This is a genomic window from Gemmata obscuriglobus (assembly GCF_008065095.1).
In the GTDB taxonomy this organism is placed as follows: Bacteria; Planctomycetota; Planctomycetia; order Gemmatales; family Gemmataceae; genus Gemmata; species Gemmata obscuriglobus.
The window spans coordinates 2,632,067-2,650,837 of sequence record NZ_CP042911.1 but is presented as its reverse complement, the minus strand read 5'-3'; the positions used below and the strand labels follow the sequence as shown (position 1 = coordinate 2,650,837).

The 18,771-nt window shown below is 69.9% G+C and carries 11 protein-coding genes and 1 pseudogene; 5 read left to right on the top strand and 7 right to left on the bottom strand.

Annotation, left to right across the window (positions count from 1 at the left end):
* Positions 1-230 precede the first annotated feature (230 nt).
* Complete coding sequence (locus GobsT_RS10965) at positions 231-2,204, bottom strand: PAS domain-containing hybrid sensor histidine kinase/response regulator (protein WP_010052730.1); 1,974 nt, start codon at positions 2,202-2,204, stop codon at positions 231-233.
* An 888-nt stretch (positions 2,205-3,092) separates the two neighbouring features.
* Here GobsT_RS10965 and GobsT_RS10960 point away from each other — a divergent pair.
* From GobsT_RS10960 to GobsT_RS10950, 3 genes and pseudogenes are all read left to right on the top strand, one after another.
* On the top strand, positions 3,093-4,457 hold the full coding sequence (locus GobsT_RS10960; RefSeq protein WP_010041065.1) for an IS4 family transposase: 1,365 nt from the start codon (positions 3,093-3,095) through the stop codon (positions 4,455-4,457).
* Between the two features lie 131 nt (positions 4,458-4,588).
* Positions 4,589-5,758, top strand: a complete 1,170-nt coding sequence (locus GobsT_RS39515; RefSeq protein ID WP_010043403.1) for a transposase — start codon at positions 4,589-4,591, stop codon at positions 5,756-5,758.
* 303 nt (positions 5,759-6,061) lie between these two features.
* Positions 6,062-6,359: pseudogene (locus GobsT_RS10950) on the top strand (ISNCY family transposase); the annotation flags it as partial.
* A 563-nt stretch (positions 6,360-6,922) separates the two neighbouring features.
* Here GobsT_RS10950 and GobsT_RS10945 read toward each other — a convergent pair.
* Complete coding sequence (locus GobsT_RS10945) at positions 6,923-7,591, bottom strand: LON peptidase substrate-binding domain-containing protein (RefSeq protein ID WP_010043407.1); 669 nt, start codon at positions 7,589-7,591, stop codon at positions 6,923-6,925.
* 44 nt (positions 7,592-7,635) lie between these two features.
* Entirely contained in the window at positions 7,636-9,183 is a 1,548-nt protein-coding gene (locus tag GobsT_RS10940; RefSeq protein ID WP_010043409.1) for a HoxN/HupN/NixA family nickel/cobalt transporter, read from the bottom strand.
* Positions 9,184-9,413: 230 nt separating this feature from the next.
* Here GobsT_RS10940 and GobsT_RS10935 point away from each other — a divergent pair, with 230 nt between their 5' ends.
* On the top strand, positions 9,414-9,596 hold the full coding sequence (locus GobsT_RS10935) for a hypothetical protein (RefSeq protein ID WP_010043411.1): 183 nt from the start codon (positions 9,414-9,416) through the stop codon (positions 9,594-9,596).
* A gap of 74 nt (positions 9,597-9,670) precedes the next feature.
* Positions 9,671-10,693 (top strand): WD40/YVTN/BNR-like repeat-containing protein, encoded by a 1,023-nt coding sequence (locus GobsT_RS10930; RefSeq protein ID WP_010043414.1) that lies wholly within the window; start codon positions 9,671-9,673, stop codon positions 10,691-10,693.
* Positions 10,694-10,702: 9 nt separating this feature from the next.
* Here GobsT_RS10930 and GobsT_RS10925 read toward each other — a convergent pair whose 3' ends face one another.
* The 4 genes from GobsT_RS10925 to GobsT_RS10910 all read right to left on the bottom strand — a co-directional run bounded on the left by GobsT_RS10925 (position 10,703) and on the right by GobsT_RS10910 (position 18,352).
* On the bottom strand, positions 10,703-13,696 hold the full coding sequence (locus GobsT_RS10925; RefSeq protein WP_010043417.1) for a PAS domain S-box protein: 2,994 nt from the start codon (positions 13,694-13,696) through the stop codon (positions 10,703-10,705).
* A 15-nt stretch (positions 13,697-13,711) separates the two neighbouring features.
* Positions 13,712-14,155, bottom strand: coding sequence for a response regulator (locus GobsT_RS10920; RefSeq protein ID WP_010043419.1), 444 nt, complete (start codon positions 14,153-14,155; stop codon positions 13,712-13,714).
* A 3-nt stretch (positions 14,156-14,158) separates the two neighbouring features.
* Positions 14,159-15,808, bottom strand: coding sequence for a sensor histidine kinase (locus GobsT_RS10915; protein WP_109571149.1), 1,650 nt, complete (start codon positions 15,806-15,808; stop codon positions 14,159-14,161).
* Between the two features lie 486 nt (positions 15,809-16,294).
* The gene (locus GobsT_RS10910) at positions 16,295-18,352 is read right to left on the bottom strand and encodes an amylo-alpha-1,6-glucosidase (RefSeq protein ID WP_010043422.1); all 2,058 of its coding nucleotides are present in this window, start codon (positions 18,350-18,352) and stop codon (positions 16,295-16,297) included.
* Positions 18,353-18,771 lie beyond the last annotated feature (419 nt).

The window sequence follows — 18,771 nt, the reverse complement described above, 5'->3', positions numbered from 1 at the left end:
CCTGCGCGGGCGGTGTTCCGCGGGGCGCATGGGGCACGGCCCCGCAACGCCGCCAGCACCCGCGGCGCGTTGTTCCGCCGGCCCTACCGGACCGTCTCGTCCCGCGTCGGGACCGGCCCTGTTGCCAGGGCCGGTACATCAGATCGTGACTGCCGCCGGGTACGGCAACGGCACCCGCGCCAGGAGTACCGTAGTAATAATGACGGCCGCACGATCACACCAAGTCGGTGCTACTTCTGTGCGAGCCGGCGCACGGCGTTCATCAGGTCTTCGGGGTGGAAGGGCTTCTGGAGGAACTCGGTGCGCGCGCCCAGGTCGGCCGTCATGATCCGGCTGTCCGTGAAACCGCTCACCAGCAGGACCGGGAGCCCCGGGGCGAACAGCCGGAGCGTTTTGAGCACCTGGTCGCCGGTCATCCCCGGCATCACCACGTCGATCACGGCCACCTTGATCGCCTCGCGGTTGCGGTGGAACAGCTCGACCCCCGACGCCCCGTCCGCGGCCAGCACCGGGGCGAACCCGAGCTCCTCCAGAATCGACGCCGTCACCTCGCGGACGAACAGTTCGTCGTCGATCACCAGTGCGACGTTGGCAACGGCGGGTACGACCGCCGGGGGCGGGGCCGCGAGCTGCTCCGCCGGCGCGGGCCAGTACACGGTCACGGTGGTGCCCGCCCCCGGCGCGCTCTCGACCCGGATGCCGCCCCGGTGCGCGCGGACGGTGCCCAGCACCGCCGCCAGGCCCAGCCCGCGCCCCGTGAACTTGGTCGAGTAGAACGGGTCGAACATCTTGGCCCGCACCTCGGGCGACATGCCGTGCCCGGTGTCTTCGACCGTCAGGCACACGTACCGCCCCGGGACCGGCGCGAGGTGGAACAGGCCGTCCGGCACGCCCGGGGGCACCTCCTCAGCCGACGTGCGCACGACGACCGCGCCCGCGCCGGCGTCGAGCGCCTCCACCGCGTTGGCGACGAGGTTCATCAGCACCTGGCGCACCTGCGTCGCGTCGGCGGGCGCGAGCGGCAGCGCGTCGTCCAGCTCGTACCGGACCGGGGCCGCGCCCTCCGGCCCGGCCAGCAGCGGAGCGGCCTCGCGCACCAGCGGCGTCAGGTCGATCCGCGCGGCCCCGCCGTGGTTGCGGCCCGAGTACGCCAGCATCTGCCGGCACACCTCGGCCGCCCGGCGGCACGACTGCTCGATCTGATCCAGGTACGCGACGGTCGAGGAGTTCGGCGGCAGGCCGCGCCGGGCCAGGTTCGCGCTGCCGAGCACGACCGTGAGGATGTTGTTGAAGTCGTGGGCCACGCCCCCGGCGAGCACCCCCAGGCTCTCCCACTTGGCCGCGTCGCGGAGCTGCCGGTTGAGGGCCTCGCGCTGCTCCTCGGACCGCTTCCGCTCGGTGACGTCGCTGGTCACCGCGACGATCCGCTCCGGCCGCCCGGTGCCGTCGTAGAGCACCGCGCCGTGGGTGGCGAACCACCGCGGGCCGCCGTCCGGGGCCGGGACGCGGCCGCGGAACTCGTACCGCAGCGGGGCGCCGGTGTCGATGGCGTGCTGCCGGCCGGCCAGCACCGCCGGCACGTCGTCCGGGTGAACCGCCCGGAGCGCGAACTGCGGGTCCGAATAGTCCGGGCCGCGGGGCAGCCCGTAAAAGTCGGCCACGTCGACGGTCGTTTCCCACCGGTTCGTGAGCAGGTCGAGGTCCCAGGCCAGCATCCGCGCGCCGTCCAGCGCGGCGCGGAGCCGGGCCTGGCTGCGCTCGAGGGCCGTTGCCGTGGTGCGGTACGGGGTCACGTCGAGCGCGAGCGAGAGGGACGAGACCATCCGCCCGTCGCCGTCGTAAAAGATCGAGCTGTGCCACTCGCACCAAACGACCTTGCCTGCCTTGGTGTAGTTCGGGCTGACGGTGACGCTCCGCGGTTGTCTCCCGGCCGCCGCGTCGGCCACCATCTGCTCGACCGCTGCGGTGGCGCTTTCGTGGAGGAACGGCCAGTCGAACGGGCGCTTACCCAGCACCTCCGCGGCCGACCACCCGAACACGCGCTCGGCCTGCGCGTTCCAACTGCACACCCGGCTCTCGTGGTCCCACTCGATGACGATCAGAGGGGTGTTTTCGACGTGCGCGGCAAGACGCTGGCGGGCGAGGCCGAGCTGGCGCTCAGCCTCGACGGAGGAATCGTCGGACACATCGGGCGACTGGGACATCGTTCGCTCTGGGCGGTAACTGGGCGGAGCGTGAGCGCCTGAATCGGTGGCATTTCGCGTGCCAAATCGCCCCCGGGGCGTCACCACTCCTTGCCGCGTCCGGCGAGTCCAGTCGTTTCAAGTTCGCGCGTGGTTCGGGCCTGGGGTGTGGTCCGCTCCGGCCGTGAGCGGTCGCTTCGCGTAACCGAACCGCTCCCGGTGTCGGTGTCATTCGCTCCGTCGTTGTGCGACACGCGCATCCGAGGCGCCGATGGACCGCTCGCGGCGTGAGCGGACCACAATCCGAACTAACACACCGGTCCGAGGTGCGAACTTGAAACGACTGGGATCGCTCCGACCAGTCCCGGTTCCGGCGCTGGCCAACGATCGCGGCAGCAGCGTAATCCAGAATAACGTTCTTACACAGCTTGTACAGCAATTTCCTGCGGCGGCCGGCGGACTTCAATCGCTTCAGATGGACGAGTGACCGGTCCGGCCGCACCGCGATTCTACTACGGGGAAGTGATCGCATTTCTTCACGAAAATGTGGTGAAATCCTGACGACATCGTTTTTGCTGTCACGCGAACCGCCTCGGTTGGGGAACATCGGACGTTGTGGCGTGCCCTCAAACGTGGCCGGGTATCGATCGGGGCAGAACTGAACGCGGGGCATCCCGCAGGACTTGACGTAAATTTTGTATCTGGCGATTGCTCGGGTGATGTCGCGAAGTAGCGGAGGGGCGATTGTGGCGCCGGCGCCTGATACATGAACCCACCCGCGGTGTCGCTTTGTTGACGAGCCGCGACCGCCAGGGTAATGGCACTCGTTTTCAGTTTTGGTGTGTTTCGGGTGCTCGTTGGCACGGTTATTGCGCACTGGTTGTGTCATCCACCGACGGAACCGTTGCCATGACCGAGCCTTCCGGACCGACGGGCGAGGAGTTCGAGCGCGCGTTCGACCTCCTCGCCGCTCATTTCGACCCATCCGAGGCCGATGCCCGGTTCCCCCGGCGGGCCAACGCCGTGTATACCGCCTCGGTCATCCTCTGGATGCTCGTGTACCAGCGCACCCACCCCGACAAGTCCCTGGAAGCCACCGTCAAGCATCTGCTCGACGCCCGACCCGATTTGCTCCCTAACACCAAGCGGGTGCGCGAGAACGCGCTGTCGTCGAATACCAGCAGCTACTCCGACGCCCGCCAGTGGCTACCGCTCGAAGCGGCCCGATGGTTCGCCGACCATGTGAGCCGCGCGCGCATCGACGGTGCCCCGCCCACGTGGTCCGGGCGGCGCGTGTTCCTGATCGACGGCACCACCCGGACCCTGGCCCCCGAACCCGAGCTCCGCGAGAAGTACCCACCGGCCACGAACCCGCACGGCCGCGGGGTGTGGCCGGTGGCACTGCTGGTGGTCGCCCACGAGTTGAGTAGCGGGGCCGCCGTGGTGCCCGAAGTGGGGGCCACGTTCGGCCCCCACGCGGTGTCGGAAACGGCACTGGCCGGGGCCGTCATGGACCGCCTGCCCGCCAACGGGGTGGTGATGGCGGACGCCGGGTTCGGGATCTTCGCGGTGGCGCTCGGGGCTCGCGCGCGGGGCCTGGGGTTCGTGTTCCGGCTGACGGCGGCGCGGTTCACCGCATACCGCCGCACGGCTCGTGAGGTGGGCCGTGGGGACGGGTGGTGGACCGGGGAATTCGCGTGGCGCCCCAGCGCCAAGGAGCGGCGCAAGCACCCGGAGTGGGCGGCGGACGCCGAGCTGAAGGCGCGGGTGCACGAGGTGAGCATACCGAACGGCGGGGCGCTGGCGGTGGTGACGGACACGGACGCCACGGCCAGCGACGTGGGCTCGTGGTACCGGCAACGGGGCACCGTGGAAGTGGACATCCGGAACGTGAAGGTGGTGCTGAACACCGAGCACATGGCGGTGCGAAGCGAGGCGATGTTCCGTAAGGAGTTGCTGATGTCGGTGGTGTCGTACAACCTAGTGGTGCCGTTCCGCCGGCAAGCGGCCGAGCGGGCCAAGTGCCGGCCACGGGAGCTGAGTTTTAAGCGCGTGTGGACCACGTTCCGAACGTTCTTGCTGGGAAAGATGTTCACGACGGCGGGGCAATGGCGCGCCGGTTACGAGCGGGCGCTCGGGTACGCCATGCGCGACCGACTACCCCAACGCCCGCCCGATCGCCGGTACGAGCGAGAGGCGTACCCGAGGCGCCCGAAAGCCGACCAGTTCAAAAAACGCAAACCGCGAACCACCACCAACCACACACCAACATAAAACGAGTGCCATTAACCGCCAGGGAGCGGGATACGTTGCACCGCTCCCTGGCCAGTAGTTTCAAGGGTTTTGAAGTGCCGCATGGGAGTTCCTAAGTTCAAGGTTCTCAGGCACTTGAACGGGAAGCTCCCATGCGACGCGGTTACTCTACGATCACCCCGGCGGTGGTCCATGCGTTGTCCCGGCGAACGTTGGCTCGGGCACTCGGTTGGACCGACTACAAGCAGTCGGTGACGCGCACCCAGTTGTTGGACCTGGTGCTGTTGATCGCGGGCACCACCCGCACCCTGTTCGCGGTGGTCACCCGGTACTTCGGGTTCTCCCACCAGACCGCGCGGCAGGCGCTGCGCGCGAACCTGGGCTCCCGGGACCAACTCACGACCCGGTTGGTGGACGCCCTTCACGACGTGGCGACGTTCACCCGCCGGGACCGGACCCGCCGGTGGACGTGCGCCATCGACGTGCATTACGTGCCCTTTTACGGGGACCGCAGCACCCCGGGCATCATCGGCGGACCCAAGAAGGCCGGCACCTCATTCTTCCATGCGTACGCCACCTGCGTTCTGATTCATAAGCGACGGCGTTACACCGTCGGGCTGATGAGCGTAACGAAGGGCGTCAAGCCGCACCAGCAGGTGCAAACCCTTCTGGATCAAGTAGTTGCCCGCGGGCTGACGGTCCGCGGGGTGGTGCTGGACGCCGGGTTCGACAGCGGGGAAACGTTGCTGCTGTTGCAGCAACGGAACCTCAACTACACGGTGCCGATCCGCAAGAAGGGCAAAGGGACCAACCGCCGCAACGAGTGCTACACCCAACCGTCGGGCACCATCACCACGATGGAACGGGTGACCGAGAAGACCCGTCAGGCGGTGTCCACCCGGGTGTTGGTGTGGGAGCGCACGGGCGAAGGGGCGGCCCGGGTGTACGCGTTCCGCGGGTGGGGCGATGCGACCGCCGTGTCCGAGGCGAACCGGGCTCGGCTGGGCCGCCGCCGGTACCGCGAGCGGTTCGGGATCGAGACCAGCTATCGGCAAAAGAATCAAGCCCGCGGGTGGACCACCCGCACCGACCCCGAGTACCGACGGCTGCTCGAAGGGGTGGCGTTGCTGTTGCGACAAGTGTGGGTGTGCCTGACCCTCCGGATCGCGCGCGCACAACGGCTCGCGCCGAGCGCGTGGGTGGCCGAGTTCCCGTTGGCCGAGATGCTCGACTGGCTCACACAACGCATCCGCGCCCGGTACCCACGCACGCGATGTATCACACTGCCGAACAAAACACTTACAACCACCGCAACCACTTGAAACTACTGGCCAGGGAGCGGTGCCACGTCTCCCGCTCCCCGGCGGTCGCGGCTCGTCAACAAAAGCGGCCGCATTACCGGGTACGTACATGATAGTTCCTGCAAAAGCAGGGTGTTCCGACCCGAAAATTTAGCGTAGGCAGAGCACTCGGCCGGCAAACCTGACTGGATCGGAAGTGTCGTCGGGGTTAGCCTTTAGGTAACGCCTGAAGTGCGTCTCATGAAGAAGGTGAAGACCGCGGAGCCGACGATCACCTACGACCAGGCGCCCGAGCGTGCGACGTGCGCCAAGTGCGGGCACCCGGTGACCGCCGATTACGCCAACCGGCGGACCGTTCACACCCTGGCCGGGGTCACCCGCCTGAACCGAACCATCCGCCGGCGCCACCACGTCGGGTGCGGGCTCCACAAGCGGCCGTACCGGCCCGAAGCCGAGGGGGCCTTTGCGCTCCCGCGGCACGAGTTCGGGCTCGACGTGGTGGCCCTCATCGGGCGGTTGCGGTGCGCCGAGCACCGGTCCGTGCCCACCTGATGGGGCGCCACGTGCCGGTATCCGAGCGACCGTGACCAATCTCCTGGACCGGTACGACGAACGGCTCGCCGTGTCCCCCGCCGATGACCGCCGTTTGTGCCAGCTCCACTGCCTGCGCGAGACCCGGGTGCCGATCCCCGCTACGAAGGAGCCCCGAGCGCGTCGAGTACGAGTACGAGCGCAAGGGCACGGCTAGCATCTTCCGGTCCGCCGAGCCGCCCTCCGGGTTCCGCCGGTCCCGCCACGCCACGGTCGATTGGGCGATCGAGGTGGCTCACTCGCCGGAAGCGCGGTACGCTCGGGTGCCGCGAATCGCACTCGTCTGCGATAACTTGAGCACCACACGCGGTGAGCAATCCCGCCCGTCATGGCCCCCCCCCCTACGTGCGCCGAATTGGCGTCGTCGCCCCCAAACGCGGCCGTGGGATCCACGCGGCGGGGTGCAAAGTCCTTTACCTGACATGCCAGTACCTCGGGGATCGACGCACCGAGGCGCGCGGTTCGGTGGCCGAAAGGGCCGCCGGGGCGATCCGCACCAATGACAAACAACGAGCCGTCAATTCGCAACTCACCATCGCTTAATCCCATGTTAACCGAAGCAACGCCACCCGAATATTTAGATTGGGTGGGACATTAGTTCGCGCTGAACGGCGGCGGGAACGGGCGCTCGGCACGCGCCGCGGAGACCCGCAGCGCGTCCGCGATGGCCGTCGCGCGGCGGTCCGCGAGCGGTTCCGCCAGAAGTGCGAGCTTCAACTCGGGGGGCAGGGGCAGCGCGAACGCCAGGACGTCGCACACCTGCCCGAGCGGGGCGTCCCCGTCGAACAGTTCGCCCAACTGCCGCTGGGCCGGCGAGTCGTCCTCGAACCGCGGCAGAACGGCCGCCGCGAGGTCGCGGCGCAGCTCGGTCAGTCGGGAGAGATTCACCGACGCGGTGTCGGGGATCAGTTCCACGCGGGCGGTGCGGTAGGGCGCGTCGGAATCAAGCTCCTCGACCACCCGCGCGCGGCTGAGGCCGCGCAACCGCAGGTCGTACTTCCCGCCGGGGTGCTTTTCGTGCCAGACGATCCGCCCGACGCACACGATCGGCTCGATCGCGGGGCGGTCGGCGGGCTCGTCGGCGTTGGCGCTGAGCGTGGCCATCGCGATGAGCCCGTCGCCCGCGAGCGCGTCGGCGGTCATCCGCCGGTACCGCGGCTCGAAGATGTGCAGCGCCTGCACCACGTGCGGGAACACCACGAGGCTCGGCAGCGGAAACAGCCGCACCGTGCCCGAGAAGCCGTCGATTTCGTTCGCGCTCATGGTGGCGCCGCCGAAGGGAGAAAGGGCGTTCGTGTAGGGCCGCTCTATTGGACGCCGGCGGTGAAACCCTTCCAGGCGTCGCGCGCCATCCACAGCCCCATGCCCATTAGAAGGACCGCGCTGGCGGTGGGGAGGAACCGGAACCAGCCGTTCTCGCCCGACACCCGGCGCCCGGTCCGGTGGATCGCCACAACGAGCGACCCGACCAGCACCAGCACGCTCGACAGCCCGACGCTGAACGCGACGAGCAGCGGCAGCGCCAGCCCGAGCTTGCCCGCGGACACCGCGAGCATCAGTAGCAGCACCGCGTCCACGCACGGGATGGCCCCGGCGCCGATGCCGAGGAGCACCACGCGGACCCAGCTCAGCGGCGTCTTCGCGGGCGCGAGCTGGAGCACCTGAACTTGCTCACCGGTCGCGTCCCGGCCGCGCACCGGGGCGCGGCACTCCGGCACCCGCGGGGCGGCGGCGTGGTTCCCGCACATGTCGGCGCACCCGCCGAACAGGTGGACGTGATCGACCTTCCCGCGCAACCGGCGCATGAACAGCCACATCCCCACGAACAGCACGAGCAGCCCGCCGAACAGCCCGAGCCAGTGCTGGGCCTCCTCCGGGACGGACTCGCGGTAGCGGAAGTAGAACACGCCCGCGATCAGGATCACGCTGCCGGTGTGCGCGAGCGTGGTGCTGAGCCCGAGCAGCGCCGCCTGCCGGTACGTCCCCTGCTCGCCCACCAGGAACGCCGCCGCGACGCTTTTTCCGTGCCCCGGCGCGAAGGCGTGGAACGCGCCGAAGACGGCCGCCGTGAACAACAGCATCCCGAGGCCGAAGTTGGTGTCAAAGAGGGCCTTCGGGCCGCGCTCGAACAGGAGCGCGAAGAAGCCCTCGTCGGGCGCCCGCTCCACCACGGCCGGGGCCGGTTCGGGTTCCGGGGCGCTCCCGGGTGCCGGAGGGGTGGGCGGCGGTTCGGCCCCGAGCGGCGGGAGGCCCGGGGCGGTGAACACGGCGGACGCCCGCCGGGCGCGGGCCGCGTCGCCGGGCTTGTACTGACTCGGGTCGCGCTTGCGAAGGTCTTCCGGCTCGACCAGTTCCTTGACGTCCAGCGCCGACTCGTCGGGCTTGACGACCAGCCACACGGCCCCCGTCTCGCCCTCGAAGTTGCGGTCCTCGAACGTGAAGGCGTTCTCCGGCCCGCCGCCCGCGGGCCGCCACGGGGCCTGGAACACGAACCGGAACCGGGCGTGGTCGCGGTCCTGCTCAACGTCCAGCTTCGTGGCCCGGAACTGGAGCGCGGCGCCCCCCAGCTTCGCCTCGAGCGCCTGCGCCATGAGCGGCGCCATCTTCTCACAGTACCGGCGGCTCACCTCGCGCAGCTTGCCGCCCATCTGCTCGATCTCTTCGGGCGTGAACAGCTTCTGGCTATCGGTGAACATGGTCCAGAAGCTGACGAGCAGCACGTACCGCACCTCGACCGTTCGCGCGCTGAGCCGCACGTCGAGTTCGCGGTCGTACCGGAAGTTCGGCAGCGGGTGCGCGAGCGCCGGGGCACACGACGCGAGCAGCACCAGCAGTGGGAGGATGAAGCGGGTCATGACGCTATTTAAGCACATCGCGCGCGAGGGGGGAACGAGGCGCGCGAGGATACCTGCGGGCGGGCGGGGGCTTACGCGCCCCTGACGGGCCTGCGGGTCGTACCGGCGGCCACCCGCGGAAGTGCGCGAACTTGTCCGCAAGCAATTCACCAACCCGCACGATATAAGAGGTGCCGGCGCCGTGCCGGCGGGACGCCCGAAGCCAAGCTAACCTCGTCGGAGGCGATAACATGCGCGATGAAACACGAAGCGGCACGCCCGACGGGGCGGGCGCACAGCCGGCGGGGTCACAGGACGGGTACGCCGGCCACGACACCCGGCAGCCGAGCGCCGCGGCGGTGCAGCCGAGCGCCCACGTTCACTACTCGGTCGAGTGGGACACGAGCGAGTGGGGCGGCGGCGACGCCGATTGAGCCTCGGTTCCGGCCCGCGGGTGCGGTAGACTGAACGCCGAAGTCTGTAACACCGTCCCTTCGGGAACCGCTTTATGAAACTGGCACTCGGCGCCGCGGCGCTCCTCGGGCTGTGCGCGCCCGGCGCGTCCGGGCAGTGGCAGCCGCAAACGATCAAAACGGACGCCGACTTCCGCGGGCTGTGCGTCGTGGAGCCGAAAGTCGCGTGGGTCAGCGGCACGAAGGGCACGTTCGGGCGCACCACGAACGGAGGGGCCACCTGGACCGCCGGGACCGTTCCCGGGGCCGAGAAGCTCGACTTCCGGGACGTAGAGGCGTTCGGAGCGGGCACCGCCTATCTGATGAGCGCCGGCCCGGGCGCGGACTCGCGTATCTACAAAACGACCGACGGCGGCAAGACCTGGGTCCTTCAGTTCAAGAACCCCGAGCCGCAAGGGTTCCTCGACGCCATCGCGTTCTGGGACGAGAAGACCGGGATCGCCTTCGGTGACCCGGTGAACGGGCGGTTCCAGTTGCTCACGACCACTGACAGCGGCGCCACCTGGGAGCCGCTACCGGAGAAGAGCCGGCCCGAGGCGCTGGCCGGCGAGGGCGCGTTCGCGGCCAGCGGCACCTGCCTCATCGCCCGCGGCGAGAAAGACGTTTGGTTCTGCACCGGCGGGGCCAAAGTCGCGCGGGCGTTTCACTCGACCGACCGGGGACAGACCTGGACCGTCGTCGAATTACCCCTCCTGGCCGGGGGCGCGTCGGCCGGCGCGTTCGGGCTCGCTTTCCGGGACCGGGACCACGGGGTGATCGTCGGCGGCGACTACCGCAAGCCCGACGACACCGCCGGAACCGTCGCGGTGACGAGTGACGGCGGGAAAACGTGGGCGGTCGTCAAGAAGCCGCTGCCGTTCCGGTCCGCGGTCGCCTGGGCGAAGGATCGGTGGGTCGCGGTGGGCACGTCGGGCGCGGAGGTGTCACCGGACGACGGCGCGACCTGGGCGCCGCTCGACAAGGAAAAGTACAACAGCGTCGGGCTCACGGCGACCGGTGAAGGGTGGGCCGTCGGGCCGAAGGGGCGAATCACACGGTTCACGGTCGCCGAAAAGTAGCCGCGCGCGTCATTCCAGAACGGAGCGGACCTTTTCGGCGAGCGCGGCGGGGGTGAACGGCTTCTGGAGGAACGCCACCTCGGCGCGGAGCACCCCGTGCCGGACCACCGCGTCGTCCGCGTACCCGCTCACGTACAGCACCTTGATCCCGGGGCGCAACCGGGCCACCACCTCCGCCAGCTCGCGCCCGCCCATCCCGGGCATCACCACGTCCGTGAGCAGCAGATCGATCGGCGGCTCCGGGCGCTCGCACACCCGCAGGGCCTCCTCGGCGCTGGGCGCGTCCAGCACCGTGTACCCGAACCGCTGGAGCGCGATGCGGGCGAGCCGCCGCACCCGGTCGTCGTCCTCCACCACCAGCACCGTTCCCCGCCCGGTCGGCCCGCCGGGCTCCGCCGCGTGCGCCGCTTGTGCGTCGGCGGGGTCCCGGCCGGCCGACGGGAAGTACACCTCGAACGTGGCCCCGCGCCCCGGGGCGCTGGTCACGCGGATGTGCCCGCCCGTTTGCTGGACGATCCCGTACACCGTGGACAGCCCGAGCCCGGTGCCCTGGCCGATCGCCTTGGTGGTGAAAAACGGTTCGAAGATCTTGGCCTGGATCTCCTCGGTCATGCCCACCCCGGTGTCGGCCACCGAGAGCCGCACGTACCGGCCCGCGGGCACCCGGCCGGGGCCGCTCGGCCCGTCGGACGTGACGTTGGCGGTGCCGACGGTCAGGGTGCCGCCGTGCGGCATGGCGTCCCGGGCGTTCACCGCGAGGTTCAGGATCACCTGTTCGACGTGCCCGGCGTCGGCCCGCACCCGGTCCAGCCTCGGGTCCGACTTTACCACGAGCCGCACCCCCTCGCCGAGCAGCCAGCGGAGCATCCCGCGCGCGCCGTCGACGGTCGCGTTCAGGTCCAGCACCACCGGCTCCACGACCTCCTTGCGGCTGAACGTGAGCAGCTTGCGGGTGAGCCGGGTGGCCCGCTCGCCGGCGTCGCGGATCTCGGTCACGAGCGGCTGGCAGGGGTCGTCGGTGGGCAGTTGGCGGAGGGTCAGCTCGCTGAACCCGTTGATGACGGTGAGCAGGTTGTTGAAGTCGTGCGCGATGCCCCCGGCGAGCTGCCCGATGGCCTCCATCTTCTGGGCCTGGCGGAACTGCTCCTCCAGCGCGCGGCGCTGGGTCACGTCGGTCAGCACCCCGACGAACTGGGTCACCCGGTCCCCGCCGTCCCGCACCGGGGACAGCGACAGCTCGTTCCAGAACGCGGTGCCGTCCTTGCGGTAGTTGAGCAGCTCCACCGTACACGCGCGCTCGTCCCGCAGCGCGTCCCGGAGCCGGTCCACGGCCGCCGGGTCCGTGTCTTTGCCCTGGAGGAACCGGCAGTTGCGGCCCAGCGCCTCGGCCGCCGAGTACCCGGTGAGCCGCTCGAACCCGGGGCTCACGAACACGATCGGGTGGCCCGGCCGCCGGGCGTCGGTGATGACGATCCCCTGGGTCACGGCGTGGATCGCCCGGTCCCGCTGCCGCAGCGCCTCCTCGGCCGCCACCCGCGCGGTCACGTCCTGCCCCAGGCTCAACAGCCCGGTGTACCGCCCGTCCGGGTCCATGAGCGGGGTGTTGTACCACTCGCACACGATCACCCGGCCGTCCTTGCGCACGTTCTCGCCGACCGGGTGAACCGTCATGTCCCCGCCCCGGATGCGGCCGAGCAGCCGTTCGGCGGTCGGCCGGAAGGACGGTGCGGCCAGCTCGAGTCCGTCGCGCCCGAGGGCCTCCTCCCGCGTGTAGCCGAACATGCGCTCGGCGGCCGGGTTCCAATCGACTATTCGCAGGTCCGTGTCGAACAGCACGTACGCGAGCGGCATCCGGCCGATCTGGAGCTGGAGCCGGGCGAGGAGCGCGTCCCGCTCGGTCGCCAGCCGGTTTCGCTCGGTCACGTCGCGGGAAATGCCGATCACCCCGACCACCGCCCCCGAGGCCGTGCGGTAGGCGGCCTTGGTGGACAGGAACGCGTGCCGCGTCCCGCCCAGCACCAACTGCTCCTCGATCGACACGGCCCGGTCCGCGGCCATCGCCTGGAGGTCGTGCGCGCGCACCTGGCGCGCCTCGTCCGGGGGCATCAGTTCGGCGTCGGTGCGGCCGATGATGTCCTCGGCCGGGCGCCGCAGGAACGCCGCGGTGGCCGGGTTCGCCAGCAGGTACCGCCCCTCCCGGTCCTTGACGAACACCGCGTCCGTGGTCCCCTCGACGACCGCGGACAGCAGCCCCGCGGTGCGCCGCAACTCGTCCTCCATGCGCACCCGGTCGGTCACGTCCCGCACGATCAGCGTGTAGAACCGCCGCCCCCGGTCGTCGCCGCGCGACACCGACACCTCGACCGGGAACCGCTTGCCGCCGGCCCGCACCCCCCACGCCCCCGGGCGCGCGGCCAGCGGCGGCGTGTCCCCGGGGGCGCCGGCGGCGAGCGACTCGTCGGGTACGAACTCGGTGACCGGGCGGCCCAGCGCGGCGCCCGCCGGGCACCGGAACATGCGCTCGGCCGCCGGGTTGAACACCGTCACCCGGCGGTCCAGATCGGTGCTGATGATCGCGTCCCGGGCCGACTCGATGATGCCCGCCAGTTGGTGCTCGGTGCGCACCTGCCCGAGCACGCGGCCCACCGCGTCCGGCAGGTAGTCCAGGTACTCCAGCGACTTGGTGACGAAATCCCGGACCCCGACCCGCAGCGCCTGGATCACGGTGGCCTCGTTGCCGAACCCGGTCACCAGGATCACCGGCTGGTCGTACCCGGCGGCCCTCATCCGGTCGTAAAACTGGAGCCCGTTCATCCCGCCCGGCAGGCGGTAGTCGAGCAGGATCAGGTCGATGCCCTGGGACCGAAGGGCCTCGAACGCTTCGCCCGGGTCGGCCGCCGTGACGCACTGGTACCCGGCCTCCTCGAGCCGGTCCAGTTCCAGCGCGGCAATTCCGGGATCGTCTTCGATGATTAGTACGGTGGCGGAGAGGGTGGCGGGCACGGGCGGCTCCTGACTTCAGCGGTCTTCTCGGGGCACTTGAACGATGGCCAGAAACAGGCCCAGGCGCCGCACCGCCTCGACGAACCGGTCGTACTCGACCGGCTTGGTGACGTAGCACGAGCACCCCAGCTCGTAGCACCGCTGCACCTCGCGCGGGTCGTCGGTGGTGGTCAGCATGATCACCGGGATCTGGTCGGTGCGCGGGTCCGCCTTGAGCCGGCGGAGCACCTCGACCCCGTCCACCCGGGGCATGTTGATGTCCAGCAGCAGCAGCAGCGGCCCGTTCGGCACGCGCCCCGCAAACGCCCCCTCGGCGCGGATGAAGTCGAGCGCCTCTTGCCCGTCGGGCACGTGGACCACCGGGTTCGAGATGCCCGCGTCCTCCAGGTTCTGCTGGATCAGGTACGCGTGCCCCGCGTCGTCCTCGGCCATCAGGATCATCAACTCGCGTGAGGGCATCGGTCAGCCTCCTTTGGCTTCGGCGGGCGCGGGTGCGGCCCCGCCGCCGGCCCGGCCGGGCGGGGCGGGAAGGGCGAGGAAGAACGTGCTGCCGGCGCCGGGCCGGGACTCGACCCACACCCGCCCGTGGTGCCGCTCGGCGACCCGCGCGACGATCGCCAGGCCGAGCCCCTCGCCGGCCCCGACCCCGGGGTGCGCCCGCTGGAACGCGTGGAAGATCTTGTGCTGGTGGCCCTCGGCGATGCCCAGCCCGTTGTCCCGAACGAAGTACGTGCGCGGCCCGTCGGCGCCCGCCTCGGAGGCGCAGCCGACCTCGATCAGCCCCGGGCGCGCCGGGTCCAGGTACGTCAGCGCGTTGCCGATCAGGTTGGCGAACGCCTGCTCCAGAGCGGTCCGATCGCCCCACGCGGGGGGCAGCGCGCCGACCCGCACGGTCGCGCCGCGCTCGGCGATCGTCCCCTGCGCCGCCGCCACCACCCGGGCCACCACGCGGGGCAGGTCCACCACCTCCAACCGGTACTCGACCCGCCCGGCCCGGGACAGCCGCAGCAGCGCGTCGATGATCGCCGACAGCCGCAGCACCGCGGTCTGGATGAAGCCGATGGACTTGGCCATCTTGCCGCCGAGCAGCCCCCGCCCGCGGTCCCGCACGTCCGGCGGCACCGCGGCGTCGTCCAGCACCGCGGCGAGCTGCTGCCCGGCCTTCTCGAGTTCTTTGCTGAACCCCTGGAGGTTCACCAGCGGGGACCGCAGGTCGTGCGACACGCTGTACACGAACATCTCGTTCTCGGCGTTCTTTTGGGCCAGGTCGCGGTTGACCGCTTCCAGCTCGGCGGTCCGCTCCAGCACCCGCCGCTCCAGCACCTCGTTCACCTCCCGAAGGGCGCCCGAGGCGCGGCCCAGCTCAGCGGCCATTGCGCGTAAGGCCCGGTCGACGTGCGCGATCTCGTCGCTCCCGTCGAGGGGGGCGGGGGTGCCGCCGGCGCCGAGCGCGCGGGCGTTCGCTTCGAGGGTCGCGAACCGCCGCGCGATGGTGCGGCGGAACGCGAGGATGAGAGCGGCGGTGCAGCCCACCGCGGCGGCCCCGCCGGCCGCGAGCAGCCAGTTGAACCGCGCCCGCGTTCGCTGCAGCGTGATGCCCCGTTCGTGGTCGAGGCGCTCCTCCTCGGCCAAGAACTGAGCGACCTCGGACCGCAACGCGTCGGCCCGCTCGTTGCCCCGGCCGCTTTGCACCCGCGCCACCGCCTCCGCGGCGTTGTCGCCCGCCACCAGCCCCGCGACCCCGTCCAGCCAGGCGAGCAGCCCCTCGGCGTGCGCCCGCACGACCGCGACCCGGGCCTGCTGACCGGGGTTGTCGGCGACCAACTCGCTGAGCGCGTTCAGGCGCTCCGGCAGGTCGCGGCGGGCCGCCTGGTACGGTCGGGCGAACACGGGGTCCCGGGAGATCACGTACCCGCGCACCGCGGCGTGGGCGTCCAACACCGCCGAGTTGACCTCGTGGCCCTGGGTGATCGTTTCCTTCGTGTGCGCCGCCCACCGCTCGGCCTCGATCTGGTCGCGCTGGGCCTGGAGCACCAGCGCGACGAACGCGAGCTGGAACACCAGCGGCACGAGAGCGAGGGCAAGGCCCTTTTGAGAGACGGTCAGATTCACGGCACCACCCGCCGAACGCGCCCGCGAGGCGCTCCGGGCCGCACGCGCGCCGGCCCCGATGATATAACTACCGCTAATTATACTAAACTATTTTAAACTTTTACGAGTCTTAACAGTCCCGACAGAGGGGGCGTTCGCCCGTTACTGGCTCCACGTTAAGCGATGCGCGGCGCTCGCTCAACCGTGTTTAACCGGATTCGCGCGTCCCCCCATTTTTGCTCCCCTCGCACAAACGTCACGGCACGCACCCGCGCTCAAAATTGGTAACGTGAGCAGCGGGCCGGACCGGACAGTTCGCCATTGATGGAGTTCGCAAGTTACTTCCGAATGGGGTTTGACAGCGCCGGTCGGGCTGGGTAGCTTCCCCTTCAGTTCGCACAAGAGCTTTCAGCTCCGGGTTCCAAGCGGCGCGGCGACCGAATGCGTCGTGGCCCTGCCGCTGCCAACTTGTGACCGCGGTTGGCGGCGGTCCGTCCGCTGCCGTGCTCAGGCGCCGATTTTGGCGAGGCACCGGAGCACCTCGGCCACGCTCCACGCTTGCGCGACGCAGCCGCGCGGGGTGTGCGGCGGTTCGGCGTCGAACACCTCGCTGATCGAGGCGACGCACGCCTCGACCATGTGCCGGCGGAACCCGGCGAGGAACTCGTGCGGCGCGGCGCGGTCGTCGGGATGGGCCTTCATCCAGGCGTCCGTGAACGGGCCGATGAGCCACGCCCACACGGTCCCCTGGTGGTAGGCCGCGTCCCGTGCCCGGAGGTCGCCGAAGTACTGCGGCTTGTAGTCCGGGTGCCCCGGCGCGAGCGACCGCAGCCCCACCGGGGTGAGCAACTGCTCGCGTACCACGTTCAGCACCGCTTGCCAGCGCTCCCCGTCCAACACCGGGTGATCGAGCGCGATCGCAAACACCTGGTTCGGCCGCAGGGCCGGATCGGCGGTCCCGTCCGGCCCGTCGAGTACGTCGTACAGGTGTCCGCCGGGTTCGTACCAGAACCGGCGGTTGAACGATTCGCGGCACCGGTCCGCGTGCCGGGCAACCGCGTCGGCGCGCGCTTGCTCACCTTCCTCGCGCGACCACTGTTCCAGGAGCCGCAGCGCGTTGTACCACAGCGCGTTGATCTCCACCGCCTTGCCGCGCCGCGGGGTGACGACCCAGTCGCCCACCTTTGCGTCCATCCAGGTGAGTTGGTACCCTTCCGCGCCCTGGCGAAGCAGCCCATCGATCGGGTCCACACCGATGCCGAACCGCGTCCCGCGGACGTGGTGCTCGACAATGTCGCGGAACGTTGGCAGCAGTTGCTTGAGTGCCCCGCGGTCGCCCGTGGCCTTGAGGTACCGGTTGAGCGCATGGAAGAACCACAGGGTCGCATCGGCAGTGTGGTAGAGCCCCTCGCGCGTGCGCTCCGGAAACAGGTTGGGAATGAGCCCGTCCTTGACGTGCCGCGCGAACATGTGGAGGATGTCCGCGGCTTCCGCGTGCCGCCCGGTGGTGAGCGTTAACCCCTCCAGGCTGATCATCGTGTCGCGGCCCCAGTCGGTGAACCAGTGGTAGCCGGCGATGATCGACCGCGCCTCGTCGTGCGCACGGACTTCGCCTGTGGTCCGGGCCGCCGGTGTAAAGATGAACTGGTCGGCCGCGAGCACCAGTTCCGCCGCGAGCCCGCTCCGGGCAGTGGGAGCGGCCTGTTCGATCAGTTGTCGGCGCCGGATCTGTTCCGCCGCCAGCACCTCGGCCGGAGACACGGCCCTGATCTGCTCCCACGGATCGGTCGAACAAATCAGCGTGGCTTCCTGCCCCGGTGCCAGATCGAGTCGGAAGAACCCGGGCGCGTCCAGCACGCCGCGGAACTCGTACCCGCGTGACTCTTCGATGCGGTACGTCACGTCCTCAACGCGCTCGCCGCGGACCGTGAACCCGCCATTCGTACCGCCGTCGAGGAACAGCCTGAGCACCGGGAACGTGTCCCCGCACGAAAACTCGTACCGGCCGCCGACAGCGGTGAGCACCAGCGGTGTGCAGTGTGGTGTGCCGACGTTGTCGTCGTGCCCGCGGAAGTGGACCGCCGGTTTTAGCTTCAGCCGGACGGTGCCGGCCCCTTTGGTTAGCCGGTATCGAACGAACACGGTGTTGCGTCGGTGGGCGAAGTAGATCCGCTTTTCCAGCTCGAACCCCTCGATCTCGTACCGCCACACCGGGAGCCCAGCTTCGAGTCGGAACTCGACGAGGTGCTCTGCGCCGGGGATGTTCGGTCGTGCGCCGGCCTTCTCTTCGCTGCCGAGCGAAATCGTGCGGTCGTCTGGCAGGCGGAGGGATTCCCAAAGGTGGTTCACCGTCATCATGCGGCCGAGCGGCGCCGGGTGCGCGGCGACGAGGAGCCCGTGGTACCGCCGCGTGGCGACTCCGGAAACGGTTCCCGACGCGTACCCTCCCAGCCCGTTGGTCACCAGCCACTCGCGTTCGAGCAACCCGTCGAGCGGGCGGCGCTCGCCCGGCGTCCACGGGCGGGTGATTGCCCCATCGCGTACCTGCTGTGGTGCTTCCGACATCGCGCGCTCCGTCAACTGCACCCGCCCCTGATGCACGCGCTCCGCAGCCCATGTGAGGTGGAGTGCGAGCGCCGTTATGCCAGGGGCGTGCAACTCCGGGACCAACGCGCCTGGCACGGCGGTCGCGTTACACCGGTCGAGCGCTCCACCGGAAATCAATCCGTCGCCGCACGAACGGGGCGCAAGCGGTGAAGATGTGAAGAGCAAGTGATTCTTCGACACGCGTGTGTCGAAGGAGGTCCAGGCCGGCGACGGGTTGCACTCGGACAACGACTTCGACCGCGAGCACCTCACCTGCCGGGCCGAGGGGCAGTTCGAGTGAAGGAAGGGACCGACGCCGTTCAGATCAAATCGCTGGAGGACGTGGTTTTGTGATTCGCGACCGTGTGCCGGCCACCGCGTCCGAAGGCACTTCGGCG